The 18,205-nt window shown below is 30.2% G+C and carries 16 protein-coding genes; all 16 read right to left on the reverse strand.

The annotated features are described in order from the left end of the window. Positions 1-26: 26 nt before the first annotated feature. Positions 27-776, reverse strand: a complete 750-nt coding sequence (locus H0I32_RS17730) for an SH3 domain-containing protein (RefSeq protein WP_179313179.1) — start codon at positions 774-776, stop codon at positions 27-29. Positions 777-854: 78 nt separating this feature from the next. After that, positions 855-1,052 (reverse strand): hypothetical protein, encoded by a 198-nt coding sequence (locus H0I32_RS17735; protein WP_173589716.1) that lies wholly within the window; start codon positions 1,050-1,052, stop codon positions 855-857. A gap of 151 nt (positions 1,053-1,203) precedes the next feature. Further along, the gene (locus H0I32_RS17740; RefSeq protein ID WP_179313178.1) at positions 1,204-2,646 is read right to left on the reverse strand and encodes a TlpA family protein disulfide reductase; all 1,443 of its coding nucleotides are present in this window, start codon (positions 2,644-2,646) and stop codon (positions 1,204-1,206) included. A gap of 808 nt (positions 2,647-3,454) precedes the next feature. After that, a complete protein-coding gene (locus H0I32_RS17745; protein WP_179313177.1) occupies positions 3,455-3,889 on the reverse strand; it encodes a hypothetical protein in 435 nt (144 codons plus the stop codon). A 179-nt stretch (positions 3,890-4,068) separates the two neighbouring features. After that, positions 4,069-4,266 (reverse strand): hypothetical protein, encoded by a 198-nt coding sequence (locus tag H0I32_RS17750; RefSeq protein ID WP_179313176.1) that lies wholly within the window; start codon positions 4,264-4,266, stop codon positions 4,069-4,071. A gap of 150 nt (positions 4,267-4,416) precedes the next feature. Next, on the reverse strand, positions 4,417-5,187 hold the full coding sequence (locus tag H0I32_RS17755) for an SH3 domain-containing protein (RefSeq protein WP_179313175.1): 771 nt from the start codon (positions 5,185-5,187) through the stop codon (positions 4,417-4,419). A gap of 158 nt (positions 5,188-5,345) precedes the next feature. Then, positions 5,346-7,811: a hypothetical protein gene (locus H0I32_RS17760; protein ID WP_179313174.1), complete on the reverse strand. Its 2,466-nt coding sequence runs from the start codon at positions 7,809-7,811 to the stop codon at positions 5,346-5,348. Positions 7,812-7,902: 91 nt separating this feature from the next. Continuing rightward, positions 7,903-8,100 carry a hypothetical protein gene (locus H0I32_RS17765; protein WP_218747103.1) on the reverse strand — a complete coding sequence of 66 codons (198 nt, stop codon included), beginning with the start codon at positions 8,098-8,100 and terminating at the stop codon, positions 7,903-7,905. A gap of 237 nt (positions 8,101-8,337) precedes the next feature. Continuing rightward, complete coding sequence (locus H0I32_RS17770) at positions 8,338-9,060, reverse strand: transglutaminase domain-containing protein (protein WP_218747104.1); 723 nt, start codon at positions 9,058-9,060, stop codon at positions 8,338-8,340. A gap of 421 nt (positions 9,061-9,481) precedes the next feature. Next, a complete protein-coding gene (locus H0I32_RS17775; protein ID WP_179313172.1) occupies positions 9,482-10,129 on the reverse strand; it encodes a DUF2459 domain-containing protein in 648 nt (215 codons plus the stop codon). 183 nt (positions 10,130-10,312) lie between these two features. Next, positions 10,313-12,028 carry a glycoside hydrolase family 2 TIM barrel-domain containing protein gene (locus H0I32_RS17780; RefSeq protein WP_179313171.1) on the reverse strand — a complete coding sequence of 572 codons (1,716 nt, stop codon included), beginning with the start codon at positions 12,026-12,028 and terminating at the stop codon, positions 10,313-10,315. Positions 12,029-12,323: 295 nt separating this feature from the next. Beyond that, positions 12,324-13,346 (reverse strand): transglutaminase domain-containing protein, encoded by a 1,023-nt coding sequence (locus tag H0I32_RS17785; RefSeq protein ID WP_179313170.1) that lies wholly within the window; start codon positions 13,344-13,346, stop codon positions 12,324-12,326. A gap of 135 nt (positions 13,347-13,481) precedes the next feature. After that, on the reverse strand, positions 13,482-14,354 hold the full coding sequence (locus tag H0I32_RS17790) for an XAC2610-related protein (protein ID WP_179313169.1): 873 nt from the start codon (positions 14,352-14,354) through the stop codon (positions 13,482-13,484). Positions 14,355-14,564: 210 nt separating this feature from the next. Beyond that, positions 14,565-16,178, reverse strand: a complete 1,614-nt coding sequence (locus tag H0I32_RS17795) for a gliding motility-associated C-terminal domain-containing protein (RefSeq protein WP_179313168.1) — start codon at positions 16,176-16,178, stop codon at positions 14,565-14,567. A gap of 354 nt (positions 16,179-16,532) precedes the next feature. Beyond that, positions 16,533-17,036 (reverse strand): hypothetical protein, encoded by a 504-nt coding sequence (locus tag H0I32_RS17800; protein ID WP_173589523.1) that lies wholly within the window; start codon positions 17,034-17,036, stop codon positions 16,533-16,535. Positions 17,037-17,178: 142 nt separating this feature from the next. Next, positions 17,179-18,111 carry a transglutaminase domain-containing protein gene (locus H0I32_RS17805; RefSeq protein ID WP_179313167.1) on the reverse strand — a complete coding sequence of 311 codons (933 nt, stop codon included), beginning with the start codon at positions 18,109-18,111 and terminating at the stop codon, positions 17,179-17,181. Between the last annotated feature and the right edge of the window lie 94 nt (positions 18,112-18,205).

The raw sequence follows: 18,205 nt of genomic DNA on the forward strand, positions 1-18,205 counted from the left end.
GGAATAAAAAAATTGACTATAATTATTTAATTATGGTCTTGCACTTCTTCGTCGGCTTCGGTATATTTTTCACTTATTTTTAGTATTTTATTTTCTTTAATGGCAAATGTTTGTTTGTATTCACTACTCGGACATTCATCAAAAATTGTTAAATAATTATAAGTTGGAATTTTATCATTGGTTTTAGTCAAAGTGTAATACTCTTTTAAAAGATAATTAATTTTGTACTCAAAAATCGTTTTTTCTTTTTGTAAAAGTTTTATTATCACATAATCCTCTAAATGATTTGAAATTTGAATATGTTTTTCAATTGTCATTTTTTGGTTTGAATCAATATTTTCTGACTTAATATATATGACTTCTAGCTTATTGTTAACTAATTTAATATTCTTTTCAATTTTTGGGGAAGACTTATATAAGTAAGCATTAAAAACGTAGACAATAGAAGAATCTTTGTATATCCCGACCCATTTTCCATATAAACTGCCACGTTCTAAATCATCAACCCAAAATAATGAGCGATTACTATCATCAACAACATCTACTTTAGTTCCGTAATTTAACTTACCTAAAACTTCAGAATTCATATCTGGCTCTTTACGATAATTAAGTCCTTTTTCGGCTGTAGTATATGCTAAAAATAATACTTTTATATTATTCGATTCTTTTTCAGAATTAGAGATGAAATCCTTAATTACTGTTTTTTGTACATCTTTATTTTGACCTTGGCAAGACCAAAACACTAATGTAATTATTATGTAACTAATGTTTTTCATAATTATTGCCAACTCGTTATAAAACAGATTTTATAGCCCATATCTCGCAAATTAAACAGGATATAAGCTGAACTATGTCTAATGTATGTTTGCGTTAATTAATTCTATTTGAAATTTAGTAGCCTCAAAAGCCATTTGTATGCCTTTGAGATTTACATGTGCTTTATTTGATGTTGCATGAGCAGTATAACCTACGGCTGCTTTCGTTTCAAGTTTTCTTGACACCTCCATTAGTTGAGATGGAGTAAATTTCATATTTAGAATGCCTTTTTTCATATGTATGCTAACGTTGTTGTGTAAGGAACGTTGCGTGGTTGCGCCACTAAATTAGTAAACTTTTACGAACCCGTGAATATTCCGCAGGAATTTTCGTAAGTCGGCAGTGACCAAGCAATTAATTATACAGGGCTTAAGTTAGCATACGTTTTTATTCAGTTAGTATTTTCTCAAGTTCTGTCAAATTACTTGGTCGTGGCGCATTATGTGTTACTATATTTCCATTTTCATCTATTATCAGATATTGAGGTATACTAACATACCCTTTTTGAAGAGTGTAATTTTCTGCAAAATGTTTGAAGAATTCTTGACTTGCTAACATATGTAATCCATTTAAGTCATAATATTTAATGTCTTGTTTCCATTTATCTTCAATTTCCGCTTTATCTAATGAGATATAAAGTTTTTTGTAACCTTTAGATTTTAATAAAACATTCAGGTCTTCATTGTGTTGAAATTCTTTTTTACAAGGTCCGCACCAAGTTGCCCAAACATCAACATAATAGTTATCACCTTGAAGCTTATCTAAAAGTTTTTCCATAGATGAAATATTCTTTCCATCTATAAATTCAACTCCATTTGGCATTTCTCCTGAAATCTTTCGATAATAATCTTCTATTATTTGAATTTCAGGTTTAAGGTAATTTGAGTAAAGACTGTTAGGATAAATGTCTTTAAAATTATTAAAAGTTGAAATCAGACTTTTTTCAAAATGCTTTTGCTTTGAAGCGTTCATAATATAATTAGCTGAAACTTTCTCTGCAATTTTAGGGTTTTGATATTTGTTTATTAAGTCAAATTGAAACGGAATCCATTTGTCATTCTTATACCACTTTTGGATAGAATCTCTTGTAATTGAACTATCAGCTTGTAATTCGTATAAAGGTTTTTGAAGTAAAACATTATCAGCATAATCTAGCCAAACACTTGTTTTGTATTCATTATCTAAAGGATAATTTTCAAGAGTTTTATTGAACAATTCAAGCAAATCTTTTTTAATCGGAATTTTTTGGTATTGTTTACCTAAAATTATCTGTTGAGTTTTTAAAGCATAGAAATAATTTATTTCATCTTCCAAAACTTTGGCAAACCTTTTTTCAATTTTAGTACTATCAATGAGGTTTTGTAATTTGTTTAATTCTTCATCTTTTTGTGTTTTTATTTTTTGTGTAATCTGAAAAGATGTAGTGTCGGATTGGTACTTACTAGATTCATTTACATCGAAGTAAGGTCTTTTGAATTCGTTTAGTAAATTCATACCTGCTTTGTTTTTACCTTTGAAAACAAAAGAAGAATCAATATAAGCAAGTTCAATTTTAGCATTAGGAATAAGAACGGATTTTAAGCGTTTTTCTCCAATTTTTATTATTATATATTCTGGTGATTCTATTTCTTTTTTGAATAAGAATTCATTTTTTTCATTTGGATAAATAGTGTCATTTTTTATATCCCAAATATATATGTCCTCCAAAGGGTTGCTTACTTCAATAAAATCGGTGTTATCTAAATTTATAGTGATTTCAGCATATTCTTTTTCTTCTTTCGCACAAGAGGATAGGATTAAGATACTTAGTAGATAAAATATTTTTTTCATAAAATTTGATTTTTCGATTGAGTGAGTAAATGATTGCCAACGGTTTTGTGTATGGTTTACTTCGTCTGTTCGCTGCGCTCGGGTGTTGCGTGGTTAAGCAACTAAGTTAACAAATAAAAATCGAATAGAAAATCCGCAAGGATTTTTGTAAGTAGGCTAGAACTAGCAATAAATTATATACGGTGTTAGCCACTGTTTTTATTTGTTTTTCGTTTTCCTCAAGAATAATATAAGTCCAATTGTCGAAAAGACGATATTCGAAAATCTAATCCTAAATTCTACATTCGGTATATCGCTTCTTCCTTGTGAAATATTAATAAGATAATCATTATAACCTTTTTCAACTCCGATTATTCCAATCGTCAATATAATTTACATAGGAATTAATTGATATAAAAAACGAATTTTGATATTCCCGTTTTTTAAATACCTGTTATAGAGAAATATTAAAAGCCCAACAGATAAAAATCCGAATATTAAATAAGCTAAAATCAAATGTGAGACTTTATCTATTTCAAATTCCACATCTATCCAAGAAAAAAGACGAGTAAACAAATCGATGAATTTGGAAAATATCAAATAGCACAGTATTCCAACAATGGTAGTTAATATAGTTTTAGATTGTTCCATTAGGATTTTCAATTCTGAGTTTGTTTGTCATATTGTGGCTAACGGTTTTGTGTATTGTTAGTTGCGTGGTTCAGCAACTAATTTAGTAAACAAAAACGAACGCGAGAAAATTCCGAAGGAATTTTCCAGATAAGCACTTGCCAAAGCAATTAATTATACACGGTGTTGGCAGTAGTTTTTATTCGGTTTCAATGTTTCCATAAGTTGTTTTTAAAGTTTTTTTATCCAATTCAAACGCTTCAACTTTTCCTGTTTTTGGGTTTATAAAAGTCCGAGAAGGTAACAATACAGAAAATTCAGGTTTTTTAGAAGGAATAATTTTCACGATTTTGTTTTCAGGAATATCTTTGGTGTTACACAAATCTAATATTCTAAATGTTTTTTCGTCTTTAGTTTGTACTATTGATACAGATGCAAATGCTAAATGCCCACATAATCCTGAAGATGGTAAATGAAGTAATATTCGGACTTCGATTGGTTCATCTAATTCGAAAAACTCCCAATTTTCATTATAGGAACTAAAACTCTCGTTTTTTTGTCCATTTGGAAATTCATTTTGCGAGATTCCAATTCCGCAATTGAGTAATAAAGTCAGAAGTATTATTTTTTTCAAATCATTCTATTTAAAATTCAATTCAAATCTAATTCGGTTAGTTTTTATAGAAAAGTCCAAATGAGTAAACACTATTCTTCATTTAGTTAACGGACTTTTTAAATTACTGCCAACTCGTTATAAAACAGATTTTATAACCCATATCTCGCAAATTAAACAGGATATAAGCTGAACTATGTCTAATGTATGTTTGCGTTAATTAATTCTATTTGAAATTTAGTAGCCTCAAAAGCCATTTGTATGCCTTTGAGATTTACATGTGCTTTATTTGATGTTGCATGTGCAGTATAACCTACGGCTGCTTTCGTTTCAAGTTTTCTTGACACCTCCATTAGTTGGGATGGAGTAAATTTCATATTTAGAATACCTTTATTCATATGTATGCTAACGGTTTTGTGTAAGGAACGTTGCGTGGTTGCGCCACTAAATTAGTAAACTTTTACGAACCCGTGAATATTCCTTAGGAATTTTCGCAAGTAGGCTAGAACCAAGCAATTAATTATACACGGTGTTGCCAGTAGTATTCATTATTCCTGCTGAAGCCAATTAAAAATTCCATTTTTCCAAAAAATAAATCCACCACCACAACTTTCGGATGCGTGAACATAAATCGCTTCATAATTCAATATTACTCTTTCAGAATTTGGAACTTCTTCAAGACTTCTAAAGTCATCTATAAAATTTGACCATAAAATAGTTCCAGATTCAACTTTTTCAAATATTTCAGCCCAACCAAATTCTTCAATTACCCTGTTTTCATTATTTTCATCTTTGAGGTCTTCAATTGGTTTCAAAACTTGAGTATTATTTCCTCCAATGTCTAAAATAATAATTTCAACATTGTTTTTTTCTTTACTCACTTTTACTGCGTAATCTGAAACTCCATCTCCAAAGAAGTCTCCTTTTATAAAATATGGACTCGATTTTGAATGAATTTTAAAATTCTGAAATTTTTCAAATTTTGTAATTTCTTTTTCAAGGTATGAATTAAATTCATTTTCACTTTTTATGTAACCGTTGAAAACATAACCTGAATTATTTTTAGAACTAGGTTTTTGAGAATTCTCAAACTTTATTTTAACCCATTCGCCTTTTACAATTTCATTACCATCTTTTATTTCAAGTAATTTTCCTGTTTTTTCAATTACGTTAACTTTAGTTCCAAAATGTAATTTTCCAATTTTTTCAGATTTACTATTTGGTTCTTTTCTAACATTTAAACCATTTCCAGCAATGACAATTTCTTGACCAAAAGTTGTTTGGTTTAGAAATGACAAAATTAAAATTAGTTTTTTCATATTACTGGCAACGTATTTATGTATGGTTAGTTGCGTGGTTAAGCAACTAATTTAGTAAACTTTTACGAACCCGTGAATATTCCGCAGGAATATTCGCAAGTAGAGAAGAAAACAGCAATTAATTATACACGGTGTTTCCTGCTGGCATTTTTGATTAATTATTTTTCTACCATTCCAGAGTAAGTTACTTGTTTAAATTTCATTTCCTTCATGCAATCAGGAATTTTTATATGCTTATATTCAAATAAAGTCCTGTCTCGAAAAACTTTGATTTCTTTTCTTAATGCTTCACTTTCTATAAATTCTTTTATTTTTTCTTTTTTTTCTACTTGAGTAAAGTCTTCTATCTGTTCTACTTTTTTTCTAAAACTTTCTAGAGATTGAATAGATTTGCTTCCCAAAATCCCATCACGTATATCTACATATTCGTTTTTAAATTTATCTCTTTTAGAGTCTCTTACGTATATAGAATCTAACTCCTTTAACTCACAAAAACATTCAGGAATATTCTTAATTTTTTCAATATTTTTAATTTCGAGAAAACGAAGCCCTTTTACTTTTGCAATATTCTTAAGCTCTTCTTGATTAGCTACTGAAGCTTTTCTTAAATGTCTTAATTTACCATAATCAAAGTTTCCTTTCACGCTTCTATTACTATAGTCTAGGTATTCGTATCCGTTGTAATTTGCTATATAAGAACCCATTTTTTCAACATTTTTTGTAGTAAATTCTTCTATAGGTATGCGTTCTAAACTATCAAGACCGTTATAATTATTGTATTTAAAAATATGTAATGGCTCTAATTTATACTCCTCTATTAAATCAAAATAACTTTCAAGTTCTTTTAGCTCTTTCTCTGAAAACACTTTATAACCTTCTGCTCCAACTTTAAATGATACTGTACCGTAACGCTCTTCATTTTTAATAGCTTTGAATAGCTTATCTTTTTTTAAATCACTACGCCTTACTGATGTATACTCATTTATTCGATTAAATTTATTAATTACAGTGTTCTGTTTCCCAGAATATTCTCTAATATAAATATTTTCTTTAATAACAAATGGAATCGCTCTAATCTCATATAAAGCATCAATCTTTTTTTTAAGGTTAGCTGATTCTTGTAAAAGACCACTAGGATATATACGGCTATTATATGCTTCTCTTTTCTCAAAAGATATGTTATTTATATCATAAGAGAAGTAAGAAGCCTTCTCTGCCATGTTTAAAATATTATCGATTTGTGTAACCTTATTATTATCGATATTTACAACATTGGGAGTTATATTGTTTAATCCGTCTAATACTTTATCTATATTAGTATAACGCCAAATTAACGTTTTTAAAGATTGTTGATTATTTAAAAAACTAGGCATTTTATCTACCGTATTTTTATCCAAAAAAATTAGTTTCTCTATTTTTTCTGCTTCTAAAAAATCCGGAAATCCATTAGATAAGCCTGTATTTATAATGGCTATATTTTTAAGCTTTTTAAGTCCATAAACTTCTTTATCGAAATACACATCTGTACTATTATTTAAAATTTTTATAGTTTCCAATTCATTTAAAGATCTAATACTTTTTGGAAAATAACTCACTTCTCCATTAAGAATAGACAGTTCCTTTAGTTTTTTCAATTCTCCTATAGAATTTGGTATACTATCAACAAAAGCATTCATTAAAATTATTTCTTCAGCAGATTTCACTTTTAATAGTTGCTGTATAAAAGCTGTATAACTATCTATAGATTCAACTACTTTATTATGAGTTAATTGACTAGTTTCTTTTGCATGTAAAGTTTTAGTTTGCTTAGTTTTTAATTCGTAAAACCCCTTTTGATTGATTACAATAGATGAATCTATACTTGTTTTATTCTTTTTATGTAATCTGAATTGTTTAAAATCTTTTTCTTTTAATTTTTCTGGAATGTCCTGTTCGTAAATAATTCTAGAGACTTGTAACTCATTTGTAAAACAATCTGGTAGTGTTATACTTGTATAAAAAGGAATTGTATAAGAAAATAACTGATAAGGATTCGCGAAATTACTTCTTTTACCTGTAATTTTTAATGTGTTAATTTTTAATAAGCAAAAATCGTCTGGTAGTGCATATAATTCTGTAACCTTATTCTCTTTATCCCAAAATAAATGAGAACTAGGATTTAAGTTAAGTGTTAATAATTCAATTTTTGGAAGTTCAGCCATTTTTTTTACTAAAACCTCCAAAAACTCTTTATCAAAACATGTTATGGTAATTGCTTTTAAGTTCTTATAGGATGTAAAATCTAAAAATAATAGTTCTTTTATGATACTACTTCTTTCTTTATTTTCCGATAATTGCTCAGAAGAAAAATCAATATCAATATGAATAATATTTGGGAATACAGAATAAGACTTTGATAAATTATAAATTTTTCTAAACCCAAAACCTATTTTTATTTCTAATATAGAATCATAAGTCTTAGTTAAATCCATATTATTTGTCAATTTCAAAGATTGAGAAGTAGGTATTAACTCAATTTGTTTTTCAATGTCTTGTTTTTCATTAACAGCTTCAAAATTTGAACTACAGCCAAAAAGAATCACCAAAATTAAAATGTAATACGTTCTGTAATATTTTTTATTCATTTCAGTTTGTTTTGCTTGCAGGTAACTCGTTATAAAACAGATTTTATAGCCCATATCTCGCAAATTAAACAGGATCTAAGCTGAACTATGTCTAATGTATGTTTGCGTTAATTAATTCTATTTGAAATTTAGTAGCCTCAAAAGCCATTTGTATGCCTTTGAGATTTACATGTGCTTTATTTAATGTCTCATGTGCAGTATAATCTAAGGCTGCTTTCGTTTCAAGTTTTCTTGACACCTCCATTAGTTGAGATGGAGTAAATTTCATATTTAGAATGCCTTTTTTCATATGTATGCTAACGTTGTTATGTATGTTTAGCTACGAGATTTAAGGAACTAAGTTAGCAAATAAATCACAGATAGATATTCCAAAGGAATGTTTGTAAGTAGGCAAGAACTAACCATAAATTATACACATTGTTGTGCAGCGTATTATTTTTGCGAAATCTATAAAATCATTCTTGACTTCTATTATCGTTTGTTCTATTGTTTCACTCTAATCGTTACGTTACTTTTCGCATTTAGATTAAGGGTGCTGTTCAACTTTAACAAGATATTCAAATGGATTCACCAAAGCGCCAAATTGATTAAAAATAGCAACATCGGCAGCATCACGACCAAAACCAAGAATAACATAACCTCCTGGAGAGCCTATTTGAGTGGCATCAAACGTATACCACCGGTTACCAATATATGCCTCAAACCAAGCGTGCATATCCATTGGTTCCAAGTTGTGTAAATAACCCACAACAATACGCGCTGGGATGCTTAAACTACGGCAAAGCGCAATACCTAAATGGGCCAAATCTCTACATACACCAAACTGTCTATCATTAACTTGAATGGCTGATAAGGGTTGATTATTACTGCCAGGCAGATACTCAATATTTTGGCGTAACCAATTTGTAATTGCAGACACTTGGTTGTAGCCCATTAATTGACCTTCGGTAATCGTTGCACTCATTTCATTAAAACGATCTGACTCACAGTATCTGCTTGGTAATAGATAACTTAGTACGGCGTCTGGTAAATTCTGGATTTCAATAAATGGAGCACCAAAGCCTTGATCTATAAAATTAGAGGTTATAACCTCTGAAGCGGTAGAAATTGAGAATATTCCAGGTTGGGCAATTAAGCGTTGACACAGATTGCCATAATTGTCCGTAAATTCAAAAACCGGTGTACTTGGCGTTATTTTATAGTCCTCTCTTTCTACCCATTGTTGGCTACCACTGCGTGGCCTTAACATGAGAATAAATGGGGTAGGCTCAAAAATCTCAAACTTTAGGTCACAACTTGTACGTAAACGCATATTTCAATTTTTTAAGACTCTAATTATATCCTAACGACTAGCTTAATTATAAATAAGTTGGCTCGTCATCTACTTACACAAATTTCGGTTATTTTATATTAGCAACACCTATAAATAGAAACTCTTAGTCATTACTTTTCAATTGCTTACGTGTCGTTTTTCGCTGTCTCGTCATTTTTAAATTTGCCAACAAGACAAACGCTTAATTATTGTTGTTTGTTAGATGCTATTTTACTATGTAATTGTGTATGGTTAACTTCGTCTGTTTACTGCGCTCGGGTGTTACGTGGTTGTGCCACTAATTTAGTAAGGAAAACGACCAAAGCCATTAATTCTACACGGTGTTAGCAAACGTGTTTTATTGATACTTATTCATTAATCCAAAATCGAAAGGTGTCCATAAACAAGACTTTAATCCACTTTCCTTAAATCCGATATTTACCCAACTGTTACAAGTCTTAAAGCAAGAATAACTTCCTTTTGATTTATAAAAATCATCTGTTGAAGTATAACCTTTATTCTCAAGACTGATTTTCATTCCGTTTTCGTTTGTCTCAAATGTATTTAACAGATAAAAATTCAATTTTTGTAATTCAGATTCTGTCACTTTTATTTCAATCCAATCTGAACGTTTATTTTGATATCGCGTTACGTGCATTAATGTAGAACTTTTCAAAAACATAGCTTTAATGGCGTTTTCAACCGTTAAATCTCCCCAAGTTGGCGTATTTATATAGAAGTTTTCATCACCCCAACCAAAAGATAAATATTGTTCATTTTCGTTTTGATGTATTCCATTCAATAATAGACTGTCCATATTTTTTTTGGGAATTACAATATCTAAATGAACTCCGTTTGTTGTTAAGTAAACCACTTTATTAAATTTCTCATCACTTACTTTTCGGTCAACTGTTATTGCAGTTAGAATTAAAGCAACCATACTATAAGCGGTAGGGATGATTAAGAAATATATAAACCATTTCAATGCTTTTTTAAATATTCTCATAGCGTTTGGCTCATATGTTTACTAACGTTTTTGTTTTGCTGGGGCTATTCGCTGCGTTTGGATGTTGTGTGTTTGTGCTACTCATTTAGTAAACAAAAACGAACGCGATAAAATTCTACAGAAATTTTAGCAAGTAGGGAAGAACAAAGCCATTACTTATGCATCTTGTTGTGTGTTAGTTTCCTATCTGCTGATTTCTTTAGCCCAATCTCCTCTGTAAATTATTTTTTGGTCATGAATTTTAAAGGTGAATTTGCCATACCTAACAGCTATTCCGGCAGAGGCATTTACAACCCAACAATTATCTGGAATGGTAAATAAATTTTCAGAAGTAATTATGTTTTTATCGCTTTGATCATTAACAGAAACAGATTGTTGTGGACCGACATCCCATCCAAGATGTGTGTTATAGCTGACTATTAAATCACCAATGAATTTAAAATTTTCATTGGTTTCTATTGTTGTTTTAATGCTTCCCGTTTTTGCGTCGTTTAAATCTTTTTCAGGTGTGACTTCTATTGTTAATTTTGGTAAGTCGATAGCTGTTTTAGAAGCCAGGATTATAATAGATTCGTTTTTGATTACATTATTTTCACTATCATAAAACTCGAAAGCAAGTTCCATTGCTTCTATGCCAATTGGGTTAATGGTTAATTGGTCTGCAAAATAACCTTCTTTCGTTATGTTTTTAGAATAGATAATTTCATCACGGTTTTTTACAACGACTTTTTTAATCGTTGCATCATTATAAAGCTCTATAGGTATCGTTGTATTGGTGTGTACTGTTTTGTTTTTAGGACTTATAATAAGCCCTTTCATATAATCTCGCATTGCAAACCAAACTGGACGAGGTGAACCATATTTATCGTTTACATCTTTGTACCCCCAGAAACCAAACCATTCTTCGGGTTGCTCTTTATTATGTATGTTTTTTTCTCCACCTTTCCACCAACCATCTGCATAATAAAATGGGCACATTCCTACAGCTCCAGCATCTATAAGATCTCGGTAATTAGAGACTAGTCCTTCACTTTGTTCTTTTAAGGTTCGTGAGCCAAAACTACCAAAGCCTCCTTTTGGAGAAACGGAATGTCCAAACTCAGTAATTATAAATGGTTTATCTAATCCGTTTAATTCATTTAAACCTTTAATATAATCTCTAAATCCCATTGTTGCTGTTTGGCCTTCATTGTAACCGTAACAATTGTAAGCGTATACATCATACATACTTTCATCCATCCAATCGCTAATCATAGCATTTGCAGAAAGTGTTACAGGTATATTTGGATGACTCTCATGAATCATATCTATCATCATTTTCATCAAGTCTTTAAATGCCTTGGCAGAAACGTTATGAATGTGATCTGTTTGCGGTTCATTGATCACTAGATACGTAATTATGCAATCATAGTTTGGTGCGTATTTCAATATGTTTTCGAGCTGTGTCTTGCAATGCTTTATAAATTTAGGGTCTCCATAATCTTCTTCTGGATTAACTTCTAAACCCATAATTAATTTTAAACCCGATTCTTGTACCAATTTTAATTGTGCTTCAGAAAATTGACTCCAAGTTCTTATGGTATTATAACCTCCTTTTTTAATGTTCTCGAGATCATATTTCATTAAGTCCAAGTGCTCTTTTTTTTCATCTTCATAAGGATGCTGTCCTGGACGTGCACCTATTTCGTAACCGATGGCTTTAATAAAAAACTTTTCTCCATTAAGGTAGTACCAATTGTCTTTGAGTTCAATTGTTGTTGCTGTTGTTTCTGTTATTGCTGTTGTTTTTTCTGTTGTTACTGTTGTTTTTTCTGTTGTTACTGTTGTTTCCGATTGAGAACATCCGCAAATCAGCAGAGCAAGACTTGCCATGACTATTAATGCTAAATTTTGTTTCATTTACTTCTTCTTTTGATTGCACACAAGGTTAGGTGTAAGATTTACTTTGTTTGTTTGTTTGTTTGTTTGTTTGTTTGTTTGTTTGTTTGCTGCGCTAGGGTGTTACTTGTTTTAAGCACTAAAGTTAGCAAATAAATCACAGATAGAACGTCTGCAGGGACTTTAATAAATAGGCTAGAACTAAGCAATAAATTATACGCGGGGGCGAGGATTTATGCAAGTAGGGAAGAAGCTAGCCATAAATTAATAAGTTTTTACTTGGTTTTTACCACAGTACTTTGTTGCCACCAGTTATTTATATTTTGAAATTAATTACATCTTTGTATTCTTTCGATGAATATGAGTTTTCTGTGTTTTTAAATTCAGCTATTTTAACTTTAAAAAAAGCGGTCTTTGGTATTAGACTTTTTTTAAATCGAAAATATGTATACCCATCTTGAACTATAGGTTTAATAAAAGGTATAGGTTTAAAATTGATATTATCAATACTAAATTGTAACCCAACTGTCCAGTCTTTATTTGGATTATTTTTAAATACAAAATAGTAATAATCTTTATCAGATTTCAATTTTGGTATATCTGAAAAACCTGAAAAAAACCAAATTGGTTTAATAAATTTTGAATTATTAAATTCTTCTAATGACAAAGGTTTTTTAAGTAATTGCCATTCACTATTTTCAGGATAATGAGTAATAATAGAATGTTCGGGTTTAATATCAAAATAAAATTCAGATTGTGATTCCTCATTTGAAGTTCCCCAAGTCGTGTCAACTAACATCCACTTATTATTTATTTTTATGGCGTTCCAAGCGTGTCTATGAACGTCATCAGATGCCAATTCAACATAATGATTTCTTTCGTCACGAATGTGTCCAGATATAACTACTGTTTCAATATCCATCCAGTCTAAAAACCATTGATATAATTTTGCATATCCAGCGCAAACTCCTTTTCTTGTGTTGTATACAACAGACTCTTCTTGACTTTTCCAAAATATTTCATTATCTATAGTTCCATCTACAATTTTCTGATATGTTCCTTTATCATATTCAATATTTGAACCAATCCAATAGTAAAAAAATCTTGCAAGTTGCTCTTTGTCTTTGATATTTTCTTCTGCATAAGTTGTCAAATCCCACATATCAAGATTCAATTCACTCGTTTTTTCAACCAATTCTTTTATTTTTTCTGTTTGAGAGAAAACTGAATTAGCGAAAAACACAATGAAAAATGTAAAGCAGAAAGTTCGTTTCATAATTGGTGGCAACGTTGTTGTGTATGGTTTACTTCGTCTGTATGCTGCGCTTGGGTGTTGCATGGTTGCGCCACTAATTTAGCAAATAAATCACAGATAGACCCGAGGGCAGCGAACTAGCGAAGCAATATTCCGCAGGAATGTTTGTAAGTAGGCAGTGACCAAGCAATTAATTAGACACTTTGTTAGTACTCGTTTTTATTCACATTTTGTTTCTATATAATCCTCTTTTTTTTCATCATATTCAAGACATTTTTGTTCTATTAAAACCATTTTATTATTTACTACTTTATAAGTAGCATTCATATGACTTCTACCAGCACAACATTGATTATGTTCATAAATTAGTTTTGATTCATAGTCAAAGTCTAAAGAAGTTCCACTAAAATTGCTTATTTGATATTTTTGAGAATTTGAATTCCACAAAATATAGATGCTAGAAGTGTTTGGACCAGCATAACTAGATTCAAAAACAGAAAAGTCTTCTATTCCGTCAAAATTATAATCTCCAATACTAACATTATCTATTCCGAATAGTTGCGCATCTAATTCAATGGTTTGTATTAACTTATCTGTCTTTTTCTGAAATATTTTAACCCCTGATATTCTTCCGTAGAATTGTCCTTTTTCTTTTGTAATTATAGTTTTAAAATAATGTTCTTTTGTAGATTTTGATTGAATTAATTCTTTAGATTTCCACTCAACATTATCTCCGTAATCAATATCAAAATCTTTTTTTAATGCTATTTGATAAGTTTTTGATTTGTCAGCATTTACCCATTTCCCGTTAATTTTTTTATTACTTTCTTTAAAATTATTGAAAGTTAAATTAGCAAGAATTTTTCCAGTACTATCTTTTTCAAAAAGATTTAAATTTCCATTTTTTAAATTTCCATTTATTGTGATAGGTGTGTCAAATTTGTCATAAACATAGTATGCAAGCGAAACTCCATCGCTATAATGATACATTATTATTTTTATTGGATAATCTCCTAAACTTCCAGAATAACTAGATTGACCTTTTACAGTAATTGAATTTAATATAAATAATAATAAAAGTGTTATTCTCATATTTTTGTCAAATTGTTGTTAACGTTGTTGTGTATGGTTTACTTTGTCTGTATGCTGCGCTCGGGTGTTGCGTGGTTTAGCGATTAAGTTAATAAACATTTACGAACCCGTGAAGATTCTGCAGGAATATTTGCAAGTAGGGAAGAACCTAGCCATTAATTATACACGGTGTTGTAAATAGTATTAATTTTCGCGATTATTTTTAATTCATTATCTATTTAAATAAACCCAACCAGATATAGGTTTAGAGTTATTTTTAAATTCTACTATATAAAAATATGTGCTAGTTGGTAATTTGTTTCCAGAATTAGACTGTCCATGCCATTCATTTGTATAATTGTTCTTTTGGTATACACTAGTCCCCCATCTGTTGAAAATTTCTAGTTTTTTTATACCTAATAACGATAAATCAAAAAAATCATTCTTTCCATTATCGTCTGGTGATATACCTTGTGGTATTGAACAAAAAACTTGCTCAATTAATAAAGAGCCAGTTTTTGTGCAATTATTTTTTGTGGTTACACTTACGCTTATGTTTAAAGGTAATTCTTCAATTTCTGAAGTGAAATTTAAATATGAGCTTAGGCTAATCATATAATCACTTTCAATAATATTAGAATTGTTTAGCTGCCAAATAAAACTTGAATCTTGAATACTAAAGGAATTATTTATAGGTACAACTTCTAAAATAAAATCATTTTGATCACAATATTGTTCAATTGTAAAATCAAAATCAGAAAAATAATCTAACATTCCTGAAGCATTATTGCTAGAACAATTAGTATCAACATTAGTTACTATAACAGAATAGATACCATCTATATCGGTTGAAAAAGAACTGACATTACCAGGATTAGGCAAACCAGTTGGTACAGTCCATTGAAATGTATAATTTCCTGGTGTAGATAAAGAAGCCGCAATAGTTGCAGAAGAACCTTCGCAAATCGATTCGCTATTTACAGAGACAATAGGAATAGGATTAACAGAAACGGCTCCAGAGGCGTTTGCATTACAATTAGTATCAACATTAGTTACTATAACAGAATAGATACCATCTATATCGGTTGAAAAAGAACTGACATTACCAGGATTAGGCAAACCAGTTGGTACAGTCCATTGAAATGTATAATTTCCTGGTGTAGATAAAGAAGCCGCAATAGTTGCAGAAGAACCTTCGCAAATCGTTTCGCTATTTACAGAAACACTACAATTAGGTACGTTGATATTACAATTTTGACAAAAAGAGTTAATAAGACCAGATGTGCCAGAGCTTTCTGTTTTTAAAATAACCCAAGTGTCTCCATCTTGACTTGAACTAGCTACAAAAGAAAAACTATTTGTTTCCCAAACAAAGCCAACAGGCATCAAAGTACCAACTAAAGTAGCACTGCTTAATGTAGCTGATGAGTTTGTATAAAAAGAAGGCTCAAAAACACCGTTACTGCCAAAACCATGGCTAATATACGTAATATCAAATGTGTATGTAGTTCCCTCCACAAGCGGACCGTCCAGCCTTAGCCCAACAGATTCACCCCCAGCTGTCCAAGTAGTTCCATTACCTAGAAAAATAGCTTTACATGATATCTGATTTGATGGTGGAGGAATTGTAATATTAGTGGCTGGATATCCACCAATCCAATTATTTCCATCCCATTCAATGACATCTGAGCTAAATATATTAGCTAAATCTGAACTTGAATTAAAATCACCAGAAGCTACAGATGTTACTGTATTAAAACAGTCGTCAACTATATTTTGAGAATATAATGTGTTATTAAAAATTAAAAATAGTAATACGATAATTTGATTAGTATGTTTCTTCATTTTAGGCTAAATATTATCTACAACGTGTTATACAACAACAATAATAGCAATTACCCCTCAATACCCAAAGGCTAACAACACTTTTTAAGCCATATTACCCTCTAAAAGAGCAGCTAGTTAAAGCTCTAAAACAATAGATGCTTTTTTTACAAATAACCAAAGGCTTTTTTAGGCCTTTTATTTTATAGAGTAGGGGGTGTTTAACGGTTTTGTGTATGGAAAGTTGTAGAGTAAAAATGCTTTACTTTTTTTTTTAGAAAAAAAGGTAGCAGAAAAAACTAAACTTTTAGTTTAGCTCTTAACTGCTATTTTTTATATACCGTGTTTTTTACCACAGTACTTTGTTAGCCACAGTTATTTAAATTTAGTCAAATCAATTTCTTCATTTAAAAACTCTAAATCAATAAAATAGTTTTCCTTATCAAATTCCTCCGAAATATATACACTTACAAAATCTCTCATTCTTAGCTTAAATTCTACTACAGTTTTATCCATATCGACAGTTGTAGAAAATTCCGTTGTTGTTTTACCATTAAGTTTGTATTTGCATAAGATTTTACTTCTTGACAAATCAATTAGGTCAATCCTTTTTGGATCTCTCTCTATCCATTCGTAAAGAGTTTCATTTTCGTTTGTCAATGAATAGGTCGGAGAATTTTTGTTCACTTTAGTATCAAAGTTTATAACAATACAGTCATCTGTTTTAATTCTGATTTCTTTCCAGTTTTCACGAACATTATTTACAAATTCTGCTTTACTATTTTTTTGCCAACTATTAAATTTTCTTTTAGAGTGTTTGTTGTAAATGAAAAGAGAGATGTATAAAATAAATGCAATTAAGATAAAAGTCCAGGTCATTGTGGCTAACGGTCTAGTGTATGATTTCGTTGCGTATTTAAGCACTAAAGTTAGCAAATAAATCACAGATAGAAAGTCCGCGAGGACTTTCGTAAGTAGGCTATAACTAGCAATGAATTATACACATTGTTAGCACACGTATTTATTTTATTTTAAATCCGATTATTGGCTTATAGTCAAAATAAAAAATCAAAGACTTTTGTCTATTTAACTCCGAAAGGTCTATCTCAAATTCCCAATTCCCATTTTTCTTAAAAACATCTACTCGGTGATTTTCTTTTCCAATATAGTAAGTTAAAGTATTTATTTCCATATCAGTTTTGAAACTAAATTTAGCATTACTTACTTCTTCTTTTTTTATTATTCCGCTAATTGGTTTACTTACTTCAATATCATTGTTGTAAATCAGAGGTCCATTTAGAAAATCTTCTTTTTTAATTTTTTCTGTTAAAAGTGAATTTTCATATTCGTCTGGATAATGTTTTTTTATGAACTGATTCGGGTCGGTTAAAAAGAAAAAATAATTTATATTTTTCTCGAAACCATTTCTATAAGTTCCTGCTCCCCAAGTAACATCAACTAAATATTTCTGGTTTTCAATTTCTACAATATTCCAAGCGTGGTCTGAATAGTATCTTTTTCCAATATCGTTAATGACTGTTTTAGAACTGCCTTTGACTATTTTTGATTCGATATTCAGATTTTCACACAAGACTTTGAATAAGACTGAATAACCCTCACAAACTGCTTTAGTTTTTGAAGTAACTCTTGAAGATAATTTTTGTTCAAATTTGATTTCCTTTTTCTCAAATTCCGATTTGGTGGAATATGAGAAACTGTATTTACCATATTCAGCTGGGTCATAAGCGACATTATTCGCTATCCACGTATAAATTGCTCGAACCTTATCAAAATCAGTTGAAAAATCTGAAGAAATTCTTTTTGCAAGTTTAGTCGCAGAACTGAATCTTGAAGGATAAGTCAAAACTAAAGAGTCTGCTTTTTTGTAATTCTGCGACCAACCAAAAGTCGAGAAGCAGATAAAAAATAGAATGACTAAAGTTTGTTTTTTCATATGTGTGCTAACGTGTTATACAACAACAATAATAGCAATTACCCCTCAATACCCAAAGGCAAACAACACTTTTTAAGCCATATTACCCTCTAAA

The organism is Winogradskyella sp. HaHa_3_26 (genome assembly GCF_019278425.1).
Taxonomy (GTDB): domain Bacteria; phylum Bacteroidota; class Bacteroidia; order Flavobacteriales; family Flavobacteriaceae; genus Winogradskyella; species Winogradskyella undariae.

Coding starts and splice junctions, on each gene's coding strand:
- H0I32_RS17735 (WP_173589716.1), bottom strand. CDS start 1,052: ATGAAAAAAGGCATTCTAAATATGAAATTTACTCCATCTCAACTAATG.
- H0I32_RS17800 (WP_173589523.1), bottom strand. CDS start 17,036: ATGACCTGGACTTTTATCTTAATTGCATTTATTTTATACATCTCTCTT.
- H0I32_RS17770 (WP_218747104.1), bottom strand. CDS start 9,060: ATGTTAAGGCCACGCAGTGGTAGCCAACAATGGGTAGAAAGAGAGGAC.
- H0I32_RS17790 (WP_179313169.1), bottom strand. CDS start 14,354: ATGAGAATAACACTTTTATTATTATTTATATTAAATTCAATTACTGTA.
- H0I32_RS17750 (WP_179313176.1), bottom strand. CDS start 4,266: ATGAATAAAGGTATTCTAAATATGAAATTTACTCCATCCCAACTAATG.
- H0I32_RS17795 (WP_179313168.1), bottom strand. CDS start 16,178: ATGAAGAAACATACTAATCAAATTATCGTATTACTATTTTTAATTTTT.
- H0I32_RS17775 (WP_179313172.1), bottom strand. CDS start 10,129: ATGAGAATATTTAAAAAAGCATTGAAATGGTTTATATATTTCTTAATC.
- H0I32_RS17780 (WP_179313171.1), bottom strand. CDS start 12,028: ATGAAACAAAATTTAGCATTAATAGTCATGGCAAGTCTTGCTCTGCTG.
- H0I32_RS17730 (WP_179313179.1), bottom strand. CDS start 776: ATGAAAAACATTAGTTACATAATAATTACATTAGTGTTTTGGTCTTGC.
- H0I32_RS17755 (WP_179313175.1), bottom strand. CDS start 5,187: ATGAAAAAACTAATTTTAATTTTGTCATTTCTAAACCAAACAACTTTT.
- H0I32_RS17760 (WP_179313174.1), bottom strand. CDS start 7,811: ATGAATAAAAAATATTACAGAACGTATTACATTTTAATTTTGGTGATT.
- H0I32_RS17805 (WP_179313167.1), bottom strand. CDS start 18,111: ATGAAAAAACAAACTTTAGTCATTCTATTTTTTATCTGCTTCTCGACT.
- H0I32_RS17765 (WP_218747103.1), bottom strand. CDS start 8,100: ATGAAAAAAGGCATTCTAAATATGAAATTTACTCCATCTCAACTAATG.
- H0I32_RS17785 (WP_179313170.1), bottom strand. CDS start 13,346: ATGCAACACCCAAGCGCAGCATACAGACGAAGTAAACCATACACAACA.
- H0I32_RS17740 (WP_179313178.1), bottom strand. CDS start 2,646: ATGAAAAAAATATTTTATCTACTAAGTATCTTAATCCTATCCTCTTGT.